Source organism: Thiocapsa sp. (assembly GCF_018399035.1).
Classification (GTDB): domain Bacteria; phylum Pseudomonadota; class Gammaproteobacteria; order Chromatiales; family Chromatiaceae; genus Thiocapsa.
On record NZ_CP073760.1, the window covers coordinates 3,215,908 to 3,233,784 of the forward strand.

Below are 17,877 nucleotides of genomic sequence, written 5' to 3' on the forward strand. Positions count from 1 at the left end.
CTGCTCGCTCACTGTACCTTGCCCCCTGCGGTTGACGAGGGGACAATTTCACCAGCTCAGCGGTTCTGTGTCCAGCCCCCGCCCCGCAGCGGATCATGGGGAGCGGAGATGTGGGTAACGATGTGCCCTTTACCACCCCGCTCAGTGCCGACCTGCAATCGAACGGTATCCCGGATTTAGAAGAGGTAGCGCGTTCGCTTGATCAAGGCATAGCCCGCCTATTCACATCAAAATTTGTCTCCACCGGCACAAGTTTCAATAACGCGATTATTGCACTCAACAACTCGTTTGCATCGCAGCCCGTCGGGGAGACCAACATCGCCTTTTTCCTCACCGACGGCGCTGGCTCCTATACTACCGGCCCAGGAAGTCCCCTCCAGGCTGCGGCTGATGCCGGCACCGTGATCAACACCTTCTCTGTTGGCAGCGGCGCAACTGGATGCGCCGTTGGGACAGGCATTAGGATAATTGCTGATACCACAGGTGGCACCTGCACCGAGGTGTTGGATCCCGCGGACCTGAGTGCGGTCCTTGGCGGCTTGACGCCTTCGGGTCTCGATAAGGTTGAAGTGAACGGCAATCCGGCGGATACCCTCAATGCGCTCGGCAACTTCACGGCAAACCTGACCTGCCCGGCCGACGGACCTTTCAATATCACGGCCACCGCTTTCGCCGATGATGCTGAGAGCACCACGGTATCCGCGGATGTGGATCTGATCTGCAAGGCGCCAACGCCTGGCTGCACCGGCTCGGTCGATATCGAGAAGAAAGTCGAGTCGGGCGGCTGCGCGGGCTGCGACGTAACCTTCGAGATCAAGGTCACCAACACAGGGACCTGCGACCTGACCGACGTGGAAGTCGACGATCCGCAAGCTCCGGTCTGCAACAAGACCATCGGCTTCCTCCCTGCCGCGGACAGCACGACCTATACCTGCACGACGACGCGCCCCGCAGACAGCGTCAGCGTCATGACCTTCAAGGACACTTTCACTGAACGGCGCTTCGACAACAACAACGGAAGCGCCAGGTGGAAAGGCCGTTGGTACGAGAACGACAAGGCGAACCCGGCCGGCGAAGGCGTCCAGGATCCGCTGGGGGGTAATGTGCTGGTAGCTCACACGGGCGAGCTGTGGCTAAACGACTACCCGGACACGGGAACCCAGCCGTTCGCCGCCCGCGGGGCGAATCTCAGCGGCGCGACGTCCGCCACGCTGACCTTCAGCTGGCGAACCTGGTGCGGCATCGACCCCGCCGACAAGGTGGTCGTCGAGGTTAAACCTGAAGGAGGAACCTTCCGGGTACTGAAGGCCTTCACCGGCATCGCCGGTTGTCAGAGCGGCACTGAGAGATTCAACATCGGCCGCGATATCTCCCCGAACACCCGGGTGCGCTTCCGGGTGGCGGCGGGCTACGGCGAGGAGAAGGAGATGTTCAAGGTCGACAACGTGACCATCAGGGCCAAGACGTTATCGGCCTACCAGAACACCGCGTGCGTGTCCGGCAGCTACGCGGGCGGGACGGCAGAGGACTGCAGCACGGTGACGGTAGGTGAGTAAGCCAGGCTGATGCCGAGCCGAGCGCACCGGCCCAGCATCAAATGCTGGGCCGGTACGACGGCCCTCGCAGGGTCTGCTCAGGGGCTGGAGTTCATAACGACTCCCGCCCCATTTTCTTACGATAGAATCCCCGTTGCCAGGTGGGACGCGGGATCTCAAGCGTGAATACCAAGGAATACCACAGGGAATACCAGGGGCAGTGCGGCCTGGCAAGGCCGCGTGTTCTAGCAGCCTGTCGGACTTTCGCCCAAGTCGCGTGGTGAGCCCCGTTGGGGCAGCAGAAACCACAGGCTTCAATTCATGGCCATAGCGGGCTCCGTCGGATGGTGGATCAGGGAGCAGTCTGCACCGATCGGTGGCTCATTCCGTGAGCCTGGCGGAAGATTCTTCCTAATCAGGTAGACACTTCCCGAGGGCGTCCGCGCTCAGCCTCACGCCGCCTCCTCTCGCACCACCTCAGGATGCTTCACCGCGATCTCCATCAGCCGCAATGCCGCCCCGGGGGGAGTGAAGCGCCCCTGCTCCCAGTCGCGCAGCGTAGCGACCGGCGTGCGGATCAGATCGGCAAACGCCTGCTGTGACAGCCCGAGCCTGGTGCGCGCGGAGCGAACCAGCAGCTGCTCGGGCGTATAGCGTCGTCCGACGCGCTCGGCTTGCATGTCCGCCAGCCCCTCACGCAGCCCTGGGATCTCTTCCCCGGCATCCGCCTCGATGGCTCTGGCAATCCTGTCAATGTTCATTCGATGGCCCTCTTGATGGCGTCGGACTTGATGTTGGCCTGCTCGGACTTGCGATAGAGGGTGATCAGATACAGCACGCCTTCTGCCGACAAGCTAAAGTAGATAATCCGCGCGCCGCTGCGTTTACCCTGCCCCGAGCAGTTCCATCGCACCTTGCGTGCACCCTTGGCGCCGGGAATGACGTCACCCGCGAGCGGATTCCGGGACAGCCATGTGACGAATTCCAAGCGCTCATCTTCCGACCAGACGACGTCGGCAAGCTTTTGAAAAGTCGGTGTTTCGATCACGGTGAGCATACGCTGCAATATACGGGGATCCCGTAATTTCGGCAATGACCTAGGACTCATCCCGAGCAACCGAACAACGAGGATGCCCTCGACCGCTTGGCGGTAGAAGATCACATGGGCATTGTGGGTGAATCGCCGGTAGCCGGGGCGAATCTCCTCGGCCGATGCCCCCATCCGAGGATTGGTGCTCGGCAGCTCGAGGCAGCGGCCGAGCGATTCGAAGTATCGTTCCGTCTGATGTACTCCGAAATCGACGATCGACTGGTCGAGGATATCCTCGATGTCCCGGGCCGCGGCCTCGGACAGCTCAAGCATCGACGCCGTGGCGCGCCTTTACGTCGGCCCATACCCGGGCGAGCGAACGCTCGGAGATGCCGCTTGCTTCACCTTCATCAAGGGCTCGGCCCAGCGCCTCGCGCCGCTCCTGAAGCTCTCGATCACGGCGAATCAGTTCTTTGAGGTAATCGCTCGGGTCGGAGTAGCGTCCGCTTGCGACCTGCGCGTCGACCCAGCGCCGCATCGCATCGAGCAAGGACAGGTTCATCTCAGGCATCGTTCGCACCTCCGTTCGACTAGGATGGCACCGGGGGCCATTGGAGTCTTTCCATTCAGCACCTTAAGGCCGCCCGCATGCGACGACCGGTGTTTGATCAGGCGTTGGCGCGGCCGGAGCGGCCGCGGTGGTGACGGGTTGCTGCCCTGCGCGTGTGAGGTCAATGGTCGTCGAACACGCCTTCAAGGGAGTCGGCGTCGAGAAGACGCTCGCCCCAGCGCTCCAATTGATCGCTGGTGGCCTGCGTGAGCCGCGCCTGGATCTCGGGCGATAGCGGGCCGAAACGCTTCGTGAGTAAGCGCGCAAGGAGTTCGACGCGGCCCTTCACCTCGCCCCTCGCCTCACCCTCGACGCGGCCCTTCGCCTCCCCTTCCTGTAGCCCGCGCTGAACCGCGAGACGCTCGACACTGGTCACATACGCCATCTTGCGTTCTCCTTCAATCGATTGAATCTCTTTCCACAGCGCCTGCTCCAGCGCATCCGGCAGCCGCATCATCCAGTCGATGACGGCGAACAGATCGAGGATCCGTTGGCGGTCCCAACCGTGCCGATAGAGCAATCGCACCAGGCGGCGCTTGAAACCATAGCGCGCCTTCGGGTCATGCCGTGTCCGCGCCGTGTAGAGATGCGCGGCGGTGATCAGGGCGAACGGATTCGCATCCGTTTCCAACGCCGCGAGTCGGTCGGCATAGTCCAGCAGCTTGACCACCGGAAACCGAAACCGATGCGAACAGCCGAGCTGCTCCAGATCGAATCTATCCGGCTTCCAGCCGGCGTCTAGATCCGCCAAGACCGCCAGGCTCGCGATCGGACGGGAGTAGCGATCGTACAACCGATAATTGTAGATGAACATCCGCTGCGCAAAGTCGGAATCATGCTGCCCTTGGACTTCGAGATGGAGATATACCCATTGCTCGGTGCCGTCGAGCAGAGTGACCCGCACCAGGGCATCGGCAATGCGCTTGCCCGACTCGGCATCGCGCACGATCTTGCGCAGCTCGGTGTTCAGAAAAACGTGCTCGCGGCTCCAGTCGATGCGGGCATGCGCATCGGGGAAGTAGAAGGCCATCAGTTCCGGGAAGGCGTGCTCGAGCATCTCCTTCCAGGGATTGTCGAAATCGTCGCGCGCTGCGGCCGTGCTCATCGGTCCTCCGGGTGCGGGACTTAGGGTCGGCCGAAGCATACACGAAACGACCTAAACGGCACCGAACGGGGCAGCAACACGTCAAATCTTACACTTCCCCACGGCATGATTGCGTGACGTGACGCTGAATGCGCTCCTCGGGTGACCCTGACCGAGACAATCAATCGGTCCCGAATGCGATACCCTCCGGCATCGGGTGCTGTCGCGCATCGAGCCCGCTCCCGGGCTCGGCGAGCACCTTGCCAACGCCGCGACCAGGAAATACACTCTTCGTATGCACCGCCCCATCGATCCCAAGGTCGACTGCGTCTTCAAGACCCTGTTCGGGTCCGACGACCATCGCGACCTGTTGATCCACTTTCTCAATGCGCTGCTTGTGGAGGATCTCGCCGCACCGATCACCGCGGTCGACATCCTCAACCCCTACAACGAGCGCGAGACGCTCGACGACAAGCTGACCGTCGTTGACGTAAAGGCCCGCGACGCGGCGCGGCGAATCTTTCAGATCGAGATCCAGCTGCTGGTCTTCGCCAACCTCGCCCCGCGCATCCTCTACGCCTGGGCGGATCTGTTCAGCCAACAACTGCAACGCGGCGCAGACTATCGCGAGCTGCAGCCGGTCTATGCCATCTGGATCCTCGACGCGACCTTGTTCCGGGATCGGCCCGAGTACGCCCACCGCTACCGGTGGCGTGACGACCGCGGTCGTTCGCTCGTCGATCACGGTAGCATCCGCGTCTATGAACTGAGTAAATTCGCTGTCGAGCCGGTCCAAAGCGATGCCGAACGCTGGTTGAAATTTCTCAAGGACGGGGAGACCCTGGATCCGACCCGACTCCCCGCCTGGATGCAACCCCCCATCATGAGGTCCGCGATGAGCACCTTGAACGCCTTTTCCGAGAAGGAGCGCGACTACCACAGGTATCAGTCGCGCCAAGAGGCCCTGCGCATGCAGCGCGCCGTCGCCTACGAGCTCGAAGAGCGGCGCGCCGCCGAGCAGGCCGCGCTCCAAGCGGCGGAGGCCGAGCGCCAAGCCAAGGAGGCTGCGCTCCAAGACAAGGAAGCCGCGCTCCAAGACAAGGAATCCGCCCTCGCCGAGATCGCCCGCCTCAAGGCACTGCTGGACCAGCAGGCGAAGCGCTGACGCTGACGCGCGCGCATCAAATGGCGCCGAATCTTCTTCTCCACCCAATCTTGGACGTACCCGAAGCAGCGACTCCTTCAATCGATTGAATCTCGTTCCACAGCGCCTGCTCCAGCGCATCCGGCAGCCGCATCATCCAGTCGATGACGGCGAACAGATCGAGGATCCGCCGGCGCTCCCGGGCGTGTCGATACAGCAGGCGCACCAGGCTGCACTTGAAACCATAGCGCGCCTGCGGGTCATGCCGTGTCCGCGCCGTGTAGAGATGCGCGGCGGTGATCAGGGCAAACGGATTCGCATCCGTTTCCAACGCCGCGAGTCGGTCGGCATAGTCCAGCAGCTTGACCACCGGAAACCGAAACCGATGCGTGCAGCCGAGCTGCTCCAGATCGAATCTATCCGGCTTCCAGCCGGCGTCTAGATCCGCCAAGACCGCCAGGCTCGCGATCGGACGGGAGTAGCGATCGTACAACCGATAATTGTAGATGAATCGGCAATGCGCTTGCCCGACTCGGCATCGCGCACGATCTTGCGCAGCTCGGTGTTCAGAAAGACATGCTCAGGGCAAAACGATCTGCACGGTCTCGGAAGGCCGCAGCAGCTCGTTGGGGCGGCGGTCGAAGATGATGTCGAGGTAGTAGACGGCGCCTTCGAGCTCCACGCGCACGGCCTGGACCCCGAGGCTGTAGACACGCCCGTCGCGCATCGCCCCGTCGATCTTGATGCGTGCCGGCTGGCCCGGCTTGACGCGCCGCAGCGTCCCGGCGGTCACCAAGGCGCGGGCGAGCATTTGATCGTCCGGCGCGACCACGATCAGCGGCTCCTGCTGGATGGTCTTGTAGATCACCGCCCCGTTCCAGACCTTGCGCGAGACCACGATCCCGTCGAAGGGGGCCCGCAGCTCGGTGTGCTCGAGTGCGACTTCGGCCGAGGCCTCGGCCGCCTTCGCGGCTTCCTCCTCCGCCGTGGCGGCGAGCTGCTCGAGCTCGGCGTCCTTGAGCTCTTCGATGGCGATCAAGCCGCGATCGAACAGCTCTTGGCTGCGCACGAGATCGCGCCCGGCCTTTTCCACCTCGACGCGCGCTCGGGCGACGCGCGCCTTGGCCTCCAGGAGCCTGGCTCGGGCCTCGCGCTGATCCATCCTCAAGAGGAGATCGCCTTTCACGACATGCTGACCGGCGCTGACAAGGACCTCGTCGACCACGCCGTTCTCGAGCACGCGCATTTCGACCTCATGCACCCATTCGAGCCAGCCCTTAAGCTCCTCGGCCGCAAAGGCCTCCGTGGCGAGCATGAGCACGCCGAGGGCGACGATCCACGCCGGTTTCTTCATTGATCTTGATCTCCGTCTACCGCTTCGGCGAGAGGCTGTCCGACAAGTGCCTCGAGCTCCGCCCATACGAGTGCGCGGCAGAAGCTCACCCGCTGGCTCTGCTGCCGGGTCTGGGTCTGTTGACTCATGGAGTAACCCAGATCGGCGGTCACCTCCTGCTCGTAGAGTGTTCGACTCTCGTCGAGCTTCAGGTCGCGCCAGGCCAACTCGATGCGCAGGTTGCGCTCCGCCGCGATCAGTGCGCGCAGACGCAGCAGCAGCTCGAGCGCCTGCTGGCGGACCTCCATCTGGATGAGATCCCGGTCGGCCTGCGAGCGGCCGGCCATCAAGTCGCGCACGATCGGGGTCTCGACGGCCTGCGCGAGGACGGCGTCCAGGGTCGGCGGAGGGTCGGGCGGCATCGAGAGTGTGGGCTGCAGCAGGTTGCTCGGCAGATCGGCCGGATTGCCGAGCGCCTGTGCGAGCAGTGCGCGCGTCAACTGCTGGCTGATCTCGCTTGCGGCCCGACGGTGCAGGATCTCCTGATAGACCGACTCCAGCTCCAGCACGCGCAGCGGCGAAATCTGGCCGAGCTCGTTGCGCACGGAGGCGCGGTCGAACTGGATGTAGGCGACCGCCATGGCCTCGCTCTCGGTGGAGAAGCTCAGATCGGCGAGGAGCACGTCGAAGAAGCGCTCCATGATCTCCAGGCGTTGCGCGTCCAGGGCGCTGATCAGGGGTTCGAGCGGACGGTTCCGCTCGGGGTCGGCGACGCTCGAGCTGCGAAAGGCCAGCCGCTGGCAGTCCAGGTAGAGCGATTGGCGGCGCGGCAGGAGGCCGGCGATCTCGGGCGAGGCCGCAACCCGCGGGTGACCGGGCGCGGCCTCCAGCGCCTCCTCCAAGCCGAGCGGGTCGGAGATCGCCGCCGCCGAGGCGCAAAAGACGGCTCCGGCGAGCAGGACCACGATTCGGCATCCGAGCGCACACCGGCGCGCCGCGGTCCTCATGGGTGTGGATCCGTGCGTGTCGGCATCTCGGACGTTGGCCCTGTCATGGATTGGATCCACCTCGCACATCGTGTTGCCGGCTTGCCCTCGCAGGGCGGGGTTCATGAGCCGGCATCCGTGAGCCCGATCCGGCGAACCCGGAGATTAAGCCGATTCCGGGTCGCGGCTCAAGCGATTCGCTCGGGTTTTCCTCGAGGTGTCCGGGCGACGGCTCGGCAGGTGTTTCGGGTGGGGGTACACTGCCGGCGTGACGCCGCTCCCGGCAGATCGACGGGGAATGCGCCATGTCGGCGCGCGGCGCTTCGCGCTCCCTGTGTCGACATCTGGACCATCAACACAACCCACCGGTATTCAAGAGGATTTTGCGCATGTCAGCCCTTCGAACCCTGGTCCTTCTCGGCCTGATCAGCATGGTCGCGCCATCCTTTGCGACCGACGCGCCGCCCGTGGACGGCGCCGCGACGACCGTGCCCGCCATCGACGCGACGCCGTGGAGGATCCTCGCCTATCGCTCCGACGCCGCGGCCGATGCCGGGTCCGATCTCGTCTCCATCGAGCCCCGCGAGCTGCCGCCGCAACTTGCCTTCGGCGAGGGTCGCGTTTCGGGCAACGTGGGTTGCAACAGCTTCTCGGGCGGCTACACCCTCGAGGGCGACCGCCTGACGATCGACCCGCGCATGGCCATGACCATGATGGCCTGCGAGGAATCCTTGATGGCCTTGGAGCAGGCGATCACGGCGCATCTCGCCGCCGTGGCCGGCTATCGACAGGCCGGCCAGACGTTGGAGCTACTCGATGCCGAAGGCGCCGTTTTGATCCTGCTCGAAACGCTGGCCGAAACCCCGTTGGTCGGCGTCACCTGGCACCTGGACACCTACAACAACGGCAAGGAGGCGCTGGTCTCGACGGTGAAGGGCACCGAGATCACCCTGGCCTTGACCGCGGAAGGCACCCTCTCCGGCTCCGACGGCTGCAACCGTTACATGAGCGGTTACACATTGGACGAGGGTCGGCTCGTGATCGGGCCCATCGCCACCACCCGCATGGCCTGCCGGGGTCCGCAGGCGGTCGCCGAGCAGGCGGCGGCCTATGCCGCGGCGCTCGGGACGGTGCGCGGCTACCGTATCGAGGGCGAGCAGCTCTGGCTGACGACCGAGGACGGCGCGACCGCCGCGCGTTTCCGGGTTGTTCCCGAGGCGGCGCAGGCGACCGAGGGGCGTTGAGTCCTATTGGGGCTGTAGGGTGCGTGTAGGGGCGTGTAAGGGGCGACTTCAGTCGCCCCGGGGCCATTGTGTCGAGCCGTGCGAGGCACAACCAACCGTCGGCTCGTTCGGAAATCGTCCCGTTCCTGCAGGGCGGCTGTGGGGGACGACGGGGCGACTAAAGTCGCCCCTACATGGCCCGACCAACATCAAGGGCGACTGAAGTCGCCCCTACATCCCCTTCATGTCGGGCGGCTCCCGCGGGAGCCGCCCGACCAAGATCAAGTCCGGTTATACTCCCGATCGTCATGGGACCGACCCACACGAGGCACGCATGCACTGCTGGGCCAGAACAGCCTTCTACCTCCTCGTCACGGTGCTCGGCATCGCGAGTATGATCGGTGCCTGCGGTCAGAAGGGTCCGCTCTATCTACCCGAGCCGCCGGTCGTCGTGGTGCCGGCGCCCGCAGCCGAGATCGGCTCGGATGTCCCGAGCGCACCCGTTGCGCCTCCCGAATCGGCGGCACCGCCCGACAGACCCTAGCCGAATCACCCCCAATCCTATCTATAGCCGAGAGCCTCCCGAGACCGCATGGATCACTTCAACTATCGCGACGATGTCCTCTACGCCGAGGATGTCCCGCTCGCCGACATCGCCGCGCGTTTCGGTACGCCCTGTTATGTCTATTCCCGTGCGACGCTGGAACGCCATTGGCGCGCCTTCGACCGCGCCTTCCGCGACCATCCGCATCTGGTCTGCTTTGCCGTCAAGGCCAACTCCAATCTGGCGGTGCTCAATGTCTTGGCGCGCCTGGGCTCGGGTTTCGACATCGTCTCGCTCGGCGAGCTCGAGCGCGTGCTCGCCGCCGGGGGCGACCCGGCCAAGGTCATCTTCTCCGGGGTCGGCAAGCGCGAGGACGAGATCCGCTTTGCCTTGGAGGTCGGGATTCGCTGCTTCAACGTCGAGTCCGAGTCCGAGCTGGTCCGGCTCGATCGGATCGCCGGCGAGATGGGTATGATCGCGCCAGTATCGCTGCGTGTGAATCCCGACGTCGATGCCCAGACCCATCCCTATATCGCTACCGGCCTGAAGGAGAACAAGTTCGGGATCGATATTCACGCGGCCGAGGAGGTCTATGTCCGGGCCGCAGCGCTGCCGAACCTGCGCGTGACCGGCATCGACTGTCATATCGGCTCCCAGCTCACGGATCTGGCCCCCTTCATCGACGCGCTCGGGCGCGTGCTGACCCTGGCCGAGCGTCTCGGCGAGATCGGCATCCCGATCGCGCATCTGGACATCGGCGGCGGACTCGGCATCCGCTACACCGAAGAGCATCCCCCGGAGCCCGCCGCCTATGCCGCGGCCATGAGCTACCTGCTCGGCGATCGTCCCTACGAGATCATGCTGGAGCCCGGCCGCGCCATCGCCGGCAATGCCGGCGTCCTGCTGACCCGCGTGGAATATCTCAAGCACAACGGCCAGCGCCGCTTCGCGATCCTGGACGCGGCCATGAACGACCTGGTGCGCCCCGCGCTCTATCAGGCCGTTCAGGACATCGTGCCGGTGATGTACAACACGGACGCCGAGCCCGCCCGCTATGACCTGGTCGGCCCGGTCTGCGAGACCGGCGACTTCCTCGGCAAGGGCCGCCAGCTCGCCTTGAGCGAGGGCGACCTGCTCGCCGTGCGCGGATCGGGCGCCTACGGCTTCACCATGAGCTCCAACTACAACAGCCGCCCGCGCGTGCCCGAGGTCATGGTCGACGGCGATCAAGTGCATCTCGTGCGCGAGCGCGAGACCGTCGCGAGCCTCTTCGCCGGGGAGTCCGTTCTACCGTCATGAAACGCCGTCCCGAACCCGAGTTGATGGACAGCGACGAGCAAGCGCTCGCCTATGCCCAAGCGGATTTCAACGAATCCAACACGCTCTTCATCGAGCTGCTGCGCCGGCTCGATCCGAGTCCGCTCGACGGCGCGCGCGCACTTGATCTGGGCTGCGGACCGGCGGACATCAGCATCCGCTTCCTGCGCGCCTGGCCCCGGGCGACCTGCGATGCGCTCGACGGCTCGCAACCCATGCTCGATCTCGCCCAAACCGCGCTCGATGCGCTGCCCGGCGTGGCCAAGCGGTGTCGACTGATCCGCGACCAGATCCCCTCCGCGGCCCTGGATCGCGGCGGCTACGACCTGATCATCTCCAACAGCCTGCTGCACCATCTGCACGACCCGCAGGTCTTGTGGCAGACCCTGATCGAGACCGGCAAGCCCGGCGCCTTGGTGCTGATCATGGACCTGATGCGCCCGGCCTCGGCCGGTTGGGTCGAGGCACTGGTGGCGACCTATGCCGACGGCGAGCCGAAGGTCTTGCGCGACGACTTCCGCAACTCGCTCTTCGCCGCCTTCGAGCCGGCGGAGGTCGCCGAGCAACTGGCCGCCGCGGGGCTCGACGGGCTCGAGGTCGGCGTGGTCAGCGACCGCCATCTGGCCGTCTCGGGGCGCCTGCCCGGGTGAGCGAAGGGATGCGACTCGCCTTCAGCAAGATGCAGGGCCTGGGCAACGACTTCGTCGTCCTGGATGCCACCGAGCACCCCATCGCGATCGACCCCGCGCTCGCCCGCCGGCTTGCCGACCGGCGCTTCGGGATCGGCTGCGATCAGATCCTGCTGGTGGAGCCGCCGCGCCGGCCCGACACCGAATTTTACTACCGCATCTTCAACGCCGACGGCTCCGAGGTGGAGCAATGCGGGAACGGTGCGCGGTGTTTTGCCCGCTTCGTGCGCGACCGTGGCCTGACCGAGCATGACGAGATCCCGGTCGGGACGGCCGCCGGTCCCATCCGGCTCTATCTGGAGGACGCAGGTCAGGTCCGTGTCGACATGGGCGCACCCGAATTCGAGCCCGAGCGGATCCCCTTTCTGGCGGATCGGCAAGCGCTCACCTATGACCTGGATGTCGCGGGCGAGGCGCTGGTCATCGGCGCGGTCTCGATGGGAAACCCGCACGCCGTCATCCTGGTCGAGGACCTGGACACAGCTCCGGTCGTGCGCCTCGGCCCCTTGATCGAAGCCCACCCGCGCTTTCCCCAACGGGTCAATGTCGGCTTCCTGCAGATCCTCGCCCGCGATCATCTGCGCCTGCGCGTCTACGAGCGCGGCGCCGGCGAGACCTTGGCCTGCGGCACCGGCGCCTGCGCGGCCATGGTCCACGCCCGCCGATGCGACCTGGTGGACGCGCGGGTTCGGGTCAGCCTGCCCGGCGGCGATCTTCTGATCGCCTGGAACGCACCCGGCGAATCCGTGTGGATGACCGGGCCGGCCGTGCAGGTCTTCGAAGGCGAGATCGCGCTATGAGGAGCCTCGGCGGGACCGACCGCGTCCACGACACCCGACAAACCGCCGCAGGTCGGGCCGAGATCGCGAGGCCCGACGTCACCCCCGTAGGGATGTATCGCGCATGACTCCCATCGAACCCGCGCCCGTCGCGACCGAAGACCCGGAGATCGAATCCAGGATCATCGACTTTCTCCTGAGCGATCCGACCTTCTTCGCCCGCAACCCGAAGCTCCTGGCGGCACTTGAGATCCCGCACGATTCGGGCGCTGCGATCTCGCTGATCGAGCAGCAGGTGCGTCTCCTGCGCAAACAGCTGGAGGCCGAGCACCACCGCCTCACCCATCTCATCTCGCGGGCGCGCGAGTACGAGGCGCTCTCGGGTCGGCTCCACCACTTGGTCCTGAAGCTCATCGCCGCGCAGGATTCGCAGCAGATCTGTGCTCTGCTCAAGGATGCCCTCCTGACCGAGTTCTCGGCCGAGGCGATGACGCTCAAGCTCTTCAAGACCGATAACGAAACCGGCACCCGAGCAGATCCGCTGACGCTGGCGTTTCGCGACTTCGTCGATCGCCACCATGCCTTGTGCGGCCCGCTCAACAGCGAGAAAGCACAGATCCTCTTCGGCGCGACGGGGGCCGAGATCCGATCCGCCGCCCTGGTGCCGATCCGCGCGGACGGACATGCCGGCGTGCTGGCGATCGGCAGCCACGACGGCGAGCGCTTTCGCCCGGACATGGGCACCGAGCTGCTCGACCGGCTCGGCGAGATCCTCGGACAGAAGCTGCGCGTCGTGCCGTTGGGGCACTGCGACGAGACGACCTAAATCGCGTCCGTAGCCATGTGCATCGTTGTTGGATTGGATCTGCCTCGGCCGGATCCTTGAACGTCGGAGCTGACGCGATTTAAACCGCGCCCGGTGCGGTATGCGATGTTTTTGGATGGGATCGGTCCCGGCAGACTTGACGACAGCTGGAGCTGGCGCGGTTTAAGATTTTAAAAAATTTATTGTTTTAAACCGCGTCCCCGCCGAAGCTCGGATCAGCACTCACTACTCACTACTCACTCCAACGACATGAGTACATCGGCCGACCTCATCGAATCCTTCCTCGGCCATCTCGCCCATGAGCGCCGGTTGTCCGAGCAGACCCTAATCGCCTACCGCCGCGATCTAGAGCGCCTGAATGCCTGGCTGAGCGAGACCGAATCGCTCGCGATCGAGAAGCTCGACGAGCAGGCCGTGCGCCAATATCTCGCCTGGCGGCACCGTCGCGGGGCCTCCGGAAAGACGCTGCAGCGCGAGCTCTCCAGCCTGCGCAGTCTCTATCGCTGGCTGCTGCGCGAGGGTCTGGCCGGATCCAATCCGGCGGTCGGGGTGAGGGCACCCAAGAGTCCGCGGCGCTTGCCGGGGACACTCGACGCCGATCAGCTGTGCAGCCTGCTGGACCATCCGGCCGACGATGATCTGCTCACGATCCGCGATCAGGCCATGATCGAGCTGTTCTACTCCTCGGGCCTGCGGCTCGCCGAGCTGGTCTCGGTCAACCTGGGCGACATCGACATGGCCGAGGGCGAGCTCGGCGTGCTGGGCAAGGGTTCCAAGACCCGGCGCGTGCCGGTGGGCATCAAGGCCCGCGAGGCCGTGCAACGCTGGATGCGGGTGCGCGCCAACCTGGCCGCGGCCGGCGAGCCCGCGCTCTTCGTGAGCAGCCGCGGGACGCGGATCAACCCGCGCACGGTCGAGGTGCGCATCGCCCGCTGGGCCCGCGTGCAAGGCGCCACGCGCGACCTGCATCCGCATCTGCTGCGTCACAGCTTCGCGACCCATGTGCTGGAGTCATCGGGCGATCTGCGCGCGGTGCAGGAGCTGCTCGGCCATGCCGATATCGGCACCACCCAGATCTACACCCATCTCGACTTCCAGCATCTCGCGCAGGTCTACGACCAGGCTCACCCGCGTGCCAAAAAGAAATCCCCTGCGTCGGATTAGCGCAGCGTCATCCGACATGAAACCTCTCATCCGGCCGCAAACGCCGTCGGGTTACGGCCCGCACCGGGCCACGGAGACAAGATCATGAGGCCGTGCCACGCGGACCTCACCCGACCTGCCGGTCTGCTTATCGACGACGGTTGATCCGAGATCATGCTGCTCTCCCCGAAACACCGATTTCTTTTCGTGCACATCGCCAAGACCGGCGGAACCAGCGTGCGCGCCGCCTTGGAAGGTCTGCGCTGGCGCGACCCCTGGTACTGGTCCATGTTTCTGTGCAGCCGACTGAGCCATCTCAGCGGGCACCGCATCGCCACCAAGCTGCCCCGCCATGCCAAGGCGATCGCCGCAAAGGAGATGCTGCCCAAGGAGGTCTTCGACGGGCTGTTCAAGTTCGCCTTCGTGCGCAACCCCTGGGACCTTCAGGTCAGCTCCTTCCACCACATCCGGCGCGAACGGCCGCAATACCTCGGCGGCCACACCGAGTTCGAGCCCTTCCTGCGTTGGAAGCTCGACCCCGAGCGGCCCTACCAGTATCACGTCGACACCTCCATCGAGCTGCAGAGCGATTACCTCATCGACCTGCATGGCGCCGTGATCGTCGATTTCATCGGTCGCTACGAGCGTCTGCACGAGGATTTCGCGATCGCCTGCGCGCGCATCGGGATCCCGGCGCCGGCACTGCCGCATGCGCGCAAGGCGACCGATCGGAGCAAGGACTATCGGAGTGATTACACGGATGCCACCGCCGAGCTGGTCGCGAAACACTTCGCCGCGGATGTCGAGCTGCTCGGCTATCGATTCGAGCCGGACTAGGCCGCGTCCGGAGCCTTATGTACGGCCTCGCGATTGGAACATCGTCGCAAACATCAGCGAGCTCCTCGCCGACGCGGCCCAGGACGATACGGAAGGATTCAAAACAACCGAAACACGTAGGATGGGTAGAGCGCAGCGAAACCCATCCTCACCGCTCAGACGTCCAATCCGGGGGGCCGCACGGAAAAGATCGATGTGCAGGGACGCCCGAAGCTGATGAGCTGCCGGGTCGGGCTGTTGCGCCTGCACCGTGCGGGGCTGATCGCGCTGCCGGCGCCGCGCAACGGCAACGGCAATGGCCAAGCGCTGCAGCCGCGCTGTGACGATCTGCCCGAGCCGGTGACGCTGAGCGGTTCGGTGCAGGCGCTGGCCGGTCTGCGTCTCGAAGCGGTCGTCGGCGCGGCGGAGTCGCGGTTGTGGAACGCCCTGATCGCACGCTGGCATTATTTGGGCTATACGCCGTTGTCCGGCGCGCAGTTGCGCGATCTGATCCGCCGGGATGGCGGTGTCTTGGGCGCGCTCGGCTTCGGCGCGGCGGCCTGGAACATCGAGGCCATCAACAAGAAGCTCACCGAGCGGCGAGACACCGCAGACGTCACCGAGCTTCTGAAGGAGCTGCACCGCATCGTGAATCAGGCCATCCGCGCCGAGGCACCGGGGGACGACCAAATCGAGGGGCTGACCTACTTCTACTTCGTTAGATTAGATCTAGCTGCAACTAGCTGATGTTATTATACTATTAGCACCACAACTCAATCATAAAGAGAATTTATCTATGCATAATCAGATTTTCTTCTACTGATACCCCTATAAATCCACTTGATGGTATTGCCGGGCGCTTTACCCGCTTTCATCTGCGCTTCAAAACGCATTTTCAGAGCGCAACCCGCAGCGTGATCGAGCCGGTCGGCCACTATTTACGGGGTCTGATACAAGCCGATCCCAATAAGAAGAATATGGAGCGTATGGAGGAGCGGGTTCCGGATGCCGATGAACAGCAGCTCCAGCAGATGCTCACGGACTCGCCTTGGGATCATCAAGCGGTGATTGATCAGGTGGCGTTGGCGGCGGATCGATGGCTAGGTGGGCACCCGAATAGTTGCCTGTTGATCGATGAAAGCGGCTTCAAGAAGTCGGGCAAGCATTCGGTGGGCGTCGCTCGGCAATGGTGTGGGCGTCTGGGCAAGGTGGACAATTGCCAAGTCGGGGTATTTGCCGCATTGGGTCGTGATCGCCGTGTGACGTTGGTCGATGAGCGCCTGTATCTCCCGGAGAAATGGTGTGATGATGCGCCGCGCTGCGAGCAGGCCGGTATTCCCGAGGAGGACCGCGTCTTTAAGACGAAAGTGGCGCTGGCGTTGGCGATGGTCGCGCATCAACGCCGGATTGGTGTGCGGTTTTCCCGGGTTGGCGCCGACGGGTTTTACGGCAACGATCCGGCGTTTCTCCGCGCCCTGGCGGCGATGGGGGAAGTGTTTGTCGCCGATGTGCATTGCAATCAGCTGATCTTCCTGGAAGATCCGAAGCCGACGGTCAAGCAGAAGAAAGGGCAGCGTGGCCGCACGCCAACCAAGCTCGAGGCGAACGCAGCGGCGATACGGGTTGATCAGTGGCAAGCGGAGCAGCCCGCCGAGGCTTGGCAACGGGTCAAGGTCCGTGACAGCACGCGCGGAGAACTGGAAGTGGCGGTGCTGCATCGACGGGTTTGGTTATGGGATAACGAGGAGACCGCGGCGCATGGTTGGCACTTGATCGTGCGCCGTGAGATCAATGCCCCCGAGGAAATCAAATACACCTTGTCGAATGCCCCGGCCGAAACGCCGGTGAAGCGATTGGCCGAGATGCAGGCGCAGCGCTATTGGGTGGAGCGCGCCTTCCAGGATGGCAAATCCGAATGCGGCATGGCGGATTATCAGGTGCGCAAATGGAGCGCCTGGCATCATCACATGGCCTTGGTGTTGATGGCGATGCTGTTCATGTTGGAGGAGCGACTACGTGCTGCAGACGTGCATCCGCTGTTGAGTTGCTCCGACATTGAGGAGCTCTTGAAACAGTTCCTGCCAAGGCGCGCAGTGACGCAGGAAGATGTCTTGGCGCAGATGGAAAAGCGCCACAAGAAGCGCTTGGCCAGCATCCGCGCCCAGTACGCCAAGCCGGGCCTTGCGCTTCTGGAGTAACCTCGCCCGGCGCGCGGCCGCGCCGCCCACGACGCCGAGCGTTGTGCCCGCTCGTGCTGCCCGACGGCGACCTCGGGTTGATCACGCGACCTCCGGGCGCGACGCTCAAAGGCGACGATGCAGCGCATCGGCGCTGCCGGCACCGCTGCGCCCGCCCGTTGTTTTCCCTGGACCTCGACAAAGCGACACCAGGGCATGCGCAAGGGGGTCTGTTCGCGCCTCGGGGGCGCTCCATGCCTTCGGCGCAGCGTGATTGTGGACGGGGCCGTCTCGCGATGCGGCGCAACCAACGTCCTTGGTGGTCGGCGCGCGAGCGACCGTCTCGTCAGCGCCGACGGCCTGCCGCCGACGGTCAACCCGGTGCTACGGTCCACGACATGACGACCACGAACGCGCCTCGGTTCAGCGATCCCTCTGTTGCCACAAAACGATATGATTCAATATAATTAATCGCTTATCGCCTGCATTCGGCGTGGCTGCTGTGCGCCACGGGTCCGCGGGAAAAGTAACAAAGTAGAACTACAACTGGTTCCGTTTTGGCAAGCTAACCTGCATGGTCGATCAGGCGCGTTGTAGGCCGCGAAGAGACGTTTTGGGGATCGTTGCCCCATGCATCTTCT

General features: G+C 64.4%; 19 protein-coding genes. 12 read left to right on the forward strand and 7 right to left on the reverse strand.

Annotation, left to right across the window (positions count from 1 at the left end; all coding sequences use genetic code 11):
- Positions 1–110: 110 nt before the first annotated feature.
- Positions 111–1,556, forward strand: a complete 1,446-nt coding sequence (locus tag KFB96_RS14590) for a hypothetical protein (RefSeq protein WP_213457757.1) — start codon at positions 111–113, stop codon at positions 1,554–1,556.
- 431 nt (positions 1,557–1,987) lie between these two features.
- On the opposite strand, the gene KFB96_RS14595 is transcribed toward KFB96_RS14590, so the two are convergent.
- From KFB96_RS14595 to KFB96_RS14610, 4 genes are all read right to left on the reverse strand, one after another.
- Complete coding sequence (locus KFB96_RS14595) at positions 1,988–2,296, reverse strand: helix-turn-helix domain-containing protein (RefSeq protein ID WP_213457756.1); 309 nt, start codon at positions 2,294–2,296, stop codon at positions 1,988–1,990.
- Positions 2,293–2,898, reverse strand: a complete 606-nt coding sequence (locus KFB96_RS14600; RefSeq protein WP_213457755.1) for a type II toxin-antitoxin system RelE/ParE family toxin — start codon at positions 2,896–2,898, stop codon at positions 2,293–2,295. The genes KFB96_RS14595 and KFB96_RS14600 overlap by 4 nt, the downstream gene beginning before the upstream one ends.
- Entirely contained in the window at positions 2,891–3,136 is a 246-nt protein-coding gene (locus KFB96_RS14605) for a type II toxin-antitoxin system ParD family antitoxin (RefSeq protein ID WP_213457754.1), read from the reverse strand. The genes KFB96_RS14600 and KFB96_RS14605 overlap by 8 nt, the downstream gene beginning before the upstream one ends.
- A gap of 160 nt (positions 3,137–3,296) precedes the next feature.
- Positions 3,297–4,280, reverse strand: a complete 984-nt coding sequence (locus KFB96_RS14610) for a DUF4351 domain-containing protein (protein WP_213457753.1) — start codon at positions 4,278–4,280, stop codon at positions 3,297–3,299.
- 274 nt (positions 4,281–4,554) lie between these two features.
- On the opposite strand from KFB96_RS14610, the gene KFB96_RS14615 reads away from it, so the two are divergent.
- The gene (locus KFB96_RS14615; protein WP_213457752.1) at positions 4,555–5,424 is read left to right on the forward strand and encodes an Rpn family recombination-promoting nuclease/putative transposase; all 870 of its coding nucleotides are present in this window, start codon (positions 4,555–4,557) and stop codon (positions 5,422–5,424) included.
- A 16-nt stretch (positions 5,425–5,440) separates the two neighbouring features.
- On the opposite strand, the gene KFB96_RS14620 is transcribed toward KFB96_RS14615, so the two are convergent.
- The 3 genes from KFB96_RS14620 to KFB96_RS14630 all read right to left on the reverse strand — a co-directional run bounded on the left by KFB96_RS14620 (position 5,441) and on the right by KFB96_RS14630 (position 7,701).
- Positions 5,441–5,896, reverse strand: coding sequence for a hypothetical protein (locus KFB96_RS14620; RefSeq protein ID WP_213457751.1), 456 nt, complete (start codon positions 5,894–5,896; stop codon positions 5,441–5,443).
- A gap of 87 nt (positions 5,897–5,983) precedes the next feature.
- The gene (locus tag KFB96_RS14625; RefSeq protein ID WP_213457750.1) at positions 5,984–6,757 is read right to left on the reverse strand and encodes an efflux RND transporter periplasmic adaptor subunit; all 774 of its coding nucleotides are present in this window, start codon (positions 6,755–6,757) and stop codon (positions 5,984–5,986) included.
- Positions 6,754–7,701, reverse strand: coding sequence for a TolC family protein (locus KFB96_RS14630; RefSeq protein WP_300970307.1), 948 nt, complete (start codon positions 7,699–7,701; stop codon positions 6,754–6,756). Before KFB96_RS14630 ends, KFB96_RS14625 begins: the two co-directional genes overlap by 4 nt.
- A 410-nt stretch (positions 7,702–8,111) precedes the next feature.
- Here KFB96_RS14630 and KFB96_RS14635 point away from each other — a divergent pair, with 410 nt between their 5' ends.
- The 10 genes from KFB96_RS14635 to KFB96_RS14680 all read left to right on the forward strand — a co-directional run bounded on the left by KFB96_RS14635 (position 8,112) and on the right by KFB96_RS14680 (position 17,257).
- Entirely contained in the window at positions 8,112–8,966 is an 855-nt protein-coding gene (locus KFB96_RS14635; protein WP_213457748.1) for an META domain-containing protein, read from the forward strand.
- 313 nt (positions 8,967–9,279) lie between these two features.
- On the forward strand, positions 9,280–9,489 hold the full coding sequence (locus KFB96_RS14640; protein ID WP_213457747.1) for a lipoprotein: 210 nt from the start codon (positions 9,280–9,282) through the stop codon (positions 9,487–9,489).
- A 48-nt stretch (positions 9,490–9,537) separates the two neighbouring features.
- Entirely contained in the window at positions 9,538–10,788 is a 1,251-nt protein-coding gene (gene lysA, locus KFB96_RS14645) for a diaminopimelate decarboxylase (protein WP_213457746.1), read from the forward strand.
- On the forward strand, positions 10,785–11,456 hold the full coding sequence (locus KFB96_RS14650; RefSeq protein WP_213457745.1) for a trans-aconitate 2-methyltransferase: 672 nt from the start codon (positions 10,785–10,787) through the stop codon (positions 11,454–11,456). Before lysA ends, KFB96_RS14650 begins: the two co-directional genes overlap by 4 nt.
- A gap of 8 nt (positions 11,457–11,464) precedes the next feature.
- On the forward strand, positions 11,465–12,295 hold the full coding sequence (gene dapF / locus KFB96_RS14655; RefSeq protein ID WP_213458224.1) for a diaminopimelate epimerase: 831 nt from the start codon (positions 11,465–11,467) through the stop codon (positions 12,293–12,295).
- A 103-nt stretch (positions 12,296–12,398) separates the two neighbouring features.
- On the forward strand, positions 12,399–13,100 hold the full coding sequence (locus tag KFB96_RS14660) for a DUF484 family protein (RefSeq protein WP_213457744.1): 702 nt from the start codon (positions 12,399–12,401) through the stop codon (positions 13,098–13,100).
- Between the two features lie 249 nt (positions 13,101–13,349).
- On the forward strand, positions 13,350–14,264 hold the full coding sequence (xerC, locus tag KFB96_RS14665) for a tyrosine recombinase XerC (protein ID WP_213457743.1): 915 nt from the start codon (positions 13,350–13,352) through the stop codon (positions 14,262–14,264).
- Between the two features lie 153 nt (positions 14,265–14,417).
- Positions 14,418–15,080 (forward strand): sulfotransferase family 2 domain-containing protein, encoded by a 663-nt coding sequence (locus tag KFB96_RS14670; RefSeq protein WP_213457742.1) that lies wholly within the window; start codon positions 14,418–14,420, stop codon positions 15,078–15,080.
- 195 nt (positions 15,081–15,275) lie between these two features.
- Complete coding sequence (locus KFB96_RS14675; protein WP_300970311.1) at positions 15,276–15,806, forward strand: Druantia anti-phage system protein DruA; 531 nt, start codon at positions 15,276–15,278, stop codon at positions 15,804–15,806.
- Positions 15,807–15,973: 167 nt separating this feature from the next.
- Positions 15,974–17,257 carry an IS701 family transposase gene (locus KFB96_RS14680; protein ID WP_213457741.1) on the forward strand — a complete coding sequence of 428 codons (1,284 nt, stop codon included), beginning with the start codon at positions 15,974–15,976 and terminating at the stop codon, positions 17,255–17,257.
- Positions 17,258–17,877 lie beyond the last annotated feature (620 nt).

Bases quoted from the DNA above. Each gene is read 5' to 3' on its own strand.
- KFB96_RS14635 (WP_213457748.1), top strand. From the start codon at position 8,112: ATGTCAGCCCTTCGAACCCTGGTCCTTCTCGGCCTGATCAGCATGGTC.
- KFB96_RS14605 (WP_213457754.1), bottom strand. From the start codon at position 3,136: ATGCCTGAGATGAACCTGTCCTTGCTCGATGCGATGCGGCGCTGGGTC.
- KFB96_RS14595 (WP_213457756.1), bottom strand. From the start codon at position 2,296: ATGAACATTGACAGGATTGCCAGAGCCATCGAGGCGGATGCCGGGGAA.
- KFB96_RS14600 (WP_213457755.1), bottom strand. From the start codon at position 2,898: ATGCTTGAGCTGTCCGAGGCCGCGGCCCGGGACATCGAGGATATCCTC.
- KFB96_RS14670 (WP_213457742.1), top strand. From the start codon at position 14,418: ATGCTGCTCTCCCCGAAACACCGATTTCTTTTCGTGCACATCGCCAAG.
- KFB96_RS14610 (WP_213457753.1), bottom strand. From the start codon at position 4,280: ATGAGCACGGCCGCAGCGCGCGACGATTTCGACAATCCCTGGAAGGAG.
- KFB96_RS14625 (WP_213457750.1), bottom strand. From the start codon at position 6,757: ATGAAGAAACCGGCGTGGATCGTCGCCCTCGGCGTGCTCATGCTCGCC.
- KFB96_RS14640 (WP_213457747.1), top strand. From the start codon at position 9,280: ATGCACTGCTGGGCCAGAACAGCCTTCTACCTCCTCGTCACGGTGCTC.
- KFB96_RS14650 (WP_213457745.1), top strand. From the start codon at position 10,785: ATGAAACGCCGTCCCGAACCCGAGTTGATGGACAGCGACGAGCAAGCG.
- dapF (WP_213458224.1), top strand. From the start codon at position 11,465: ATGCGACTCGCCTTCAGCAAGATGCAGGGCCTGGGCAACGACTTCGTC.
- KFB96_RS14660 (WP_213457744.1), top strand. From the start codon at position 12,399: ATGACTCCCATCGAACCCGCGCCCGTCGCGACCGAAGACCCGGAGATC.
- KFB96_RS14615 (WP_213457752.1), top strand. From the start codon at position 4,555: ATGCACCGCCCCATCGATCCCAAGGTCGACTGCGTCTTCAAGACCCTG.
- xerC (WP_213457743.1), top strand. From the start codon at position 13,350: ATGAGTACATCGGCCGACCTCATCGAATCCTTCCTCGGCCATCTCGCC.
- lysA (WP_213457746.1), top strand. From the start codon at position 9,538: ATGGATCACTTCAACTATCGCGACGATGTCCTCTACGCCGAGGATGTC.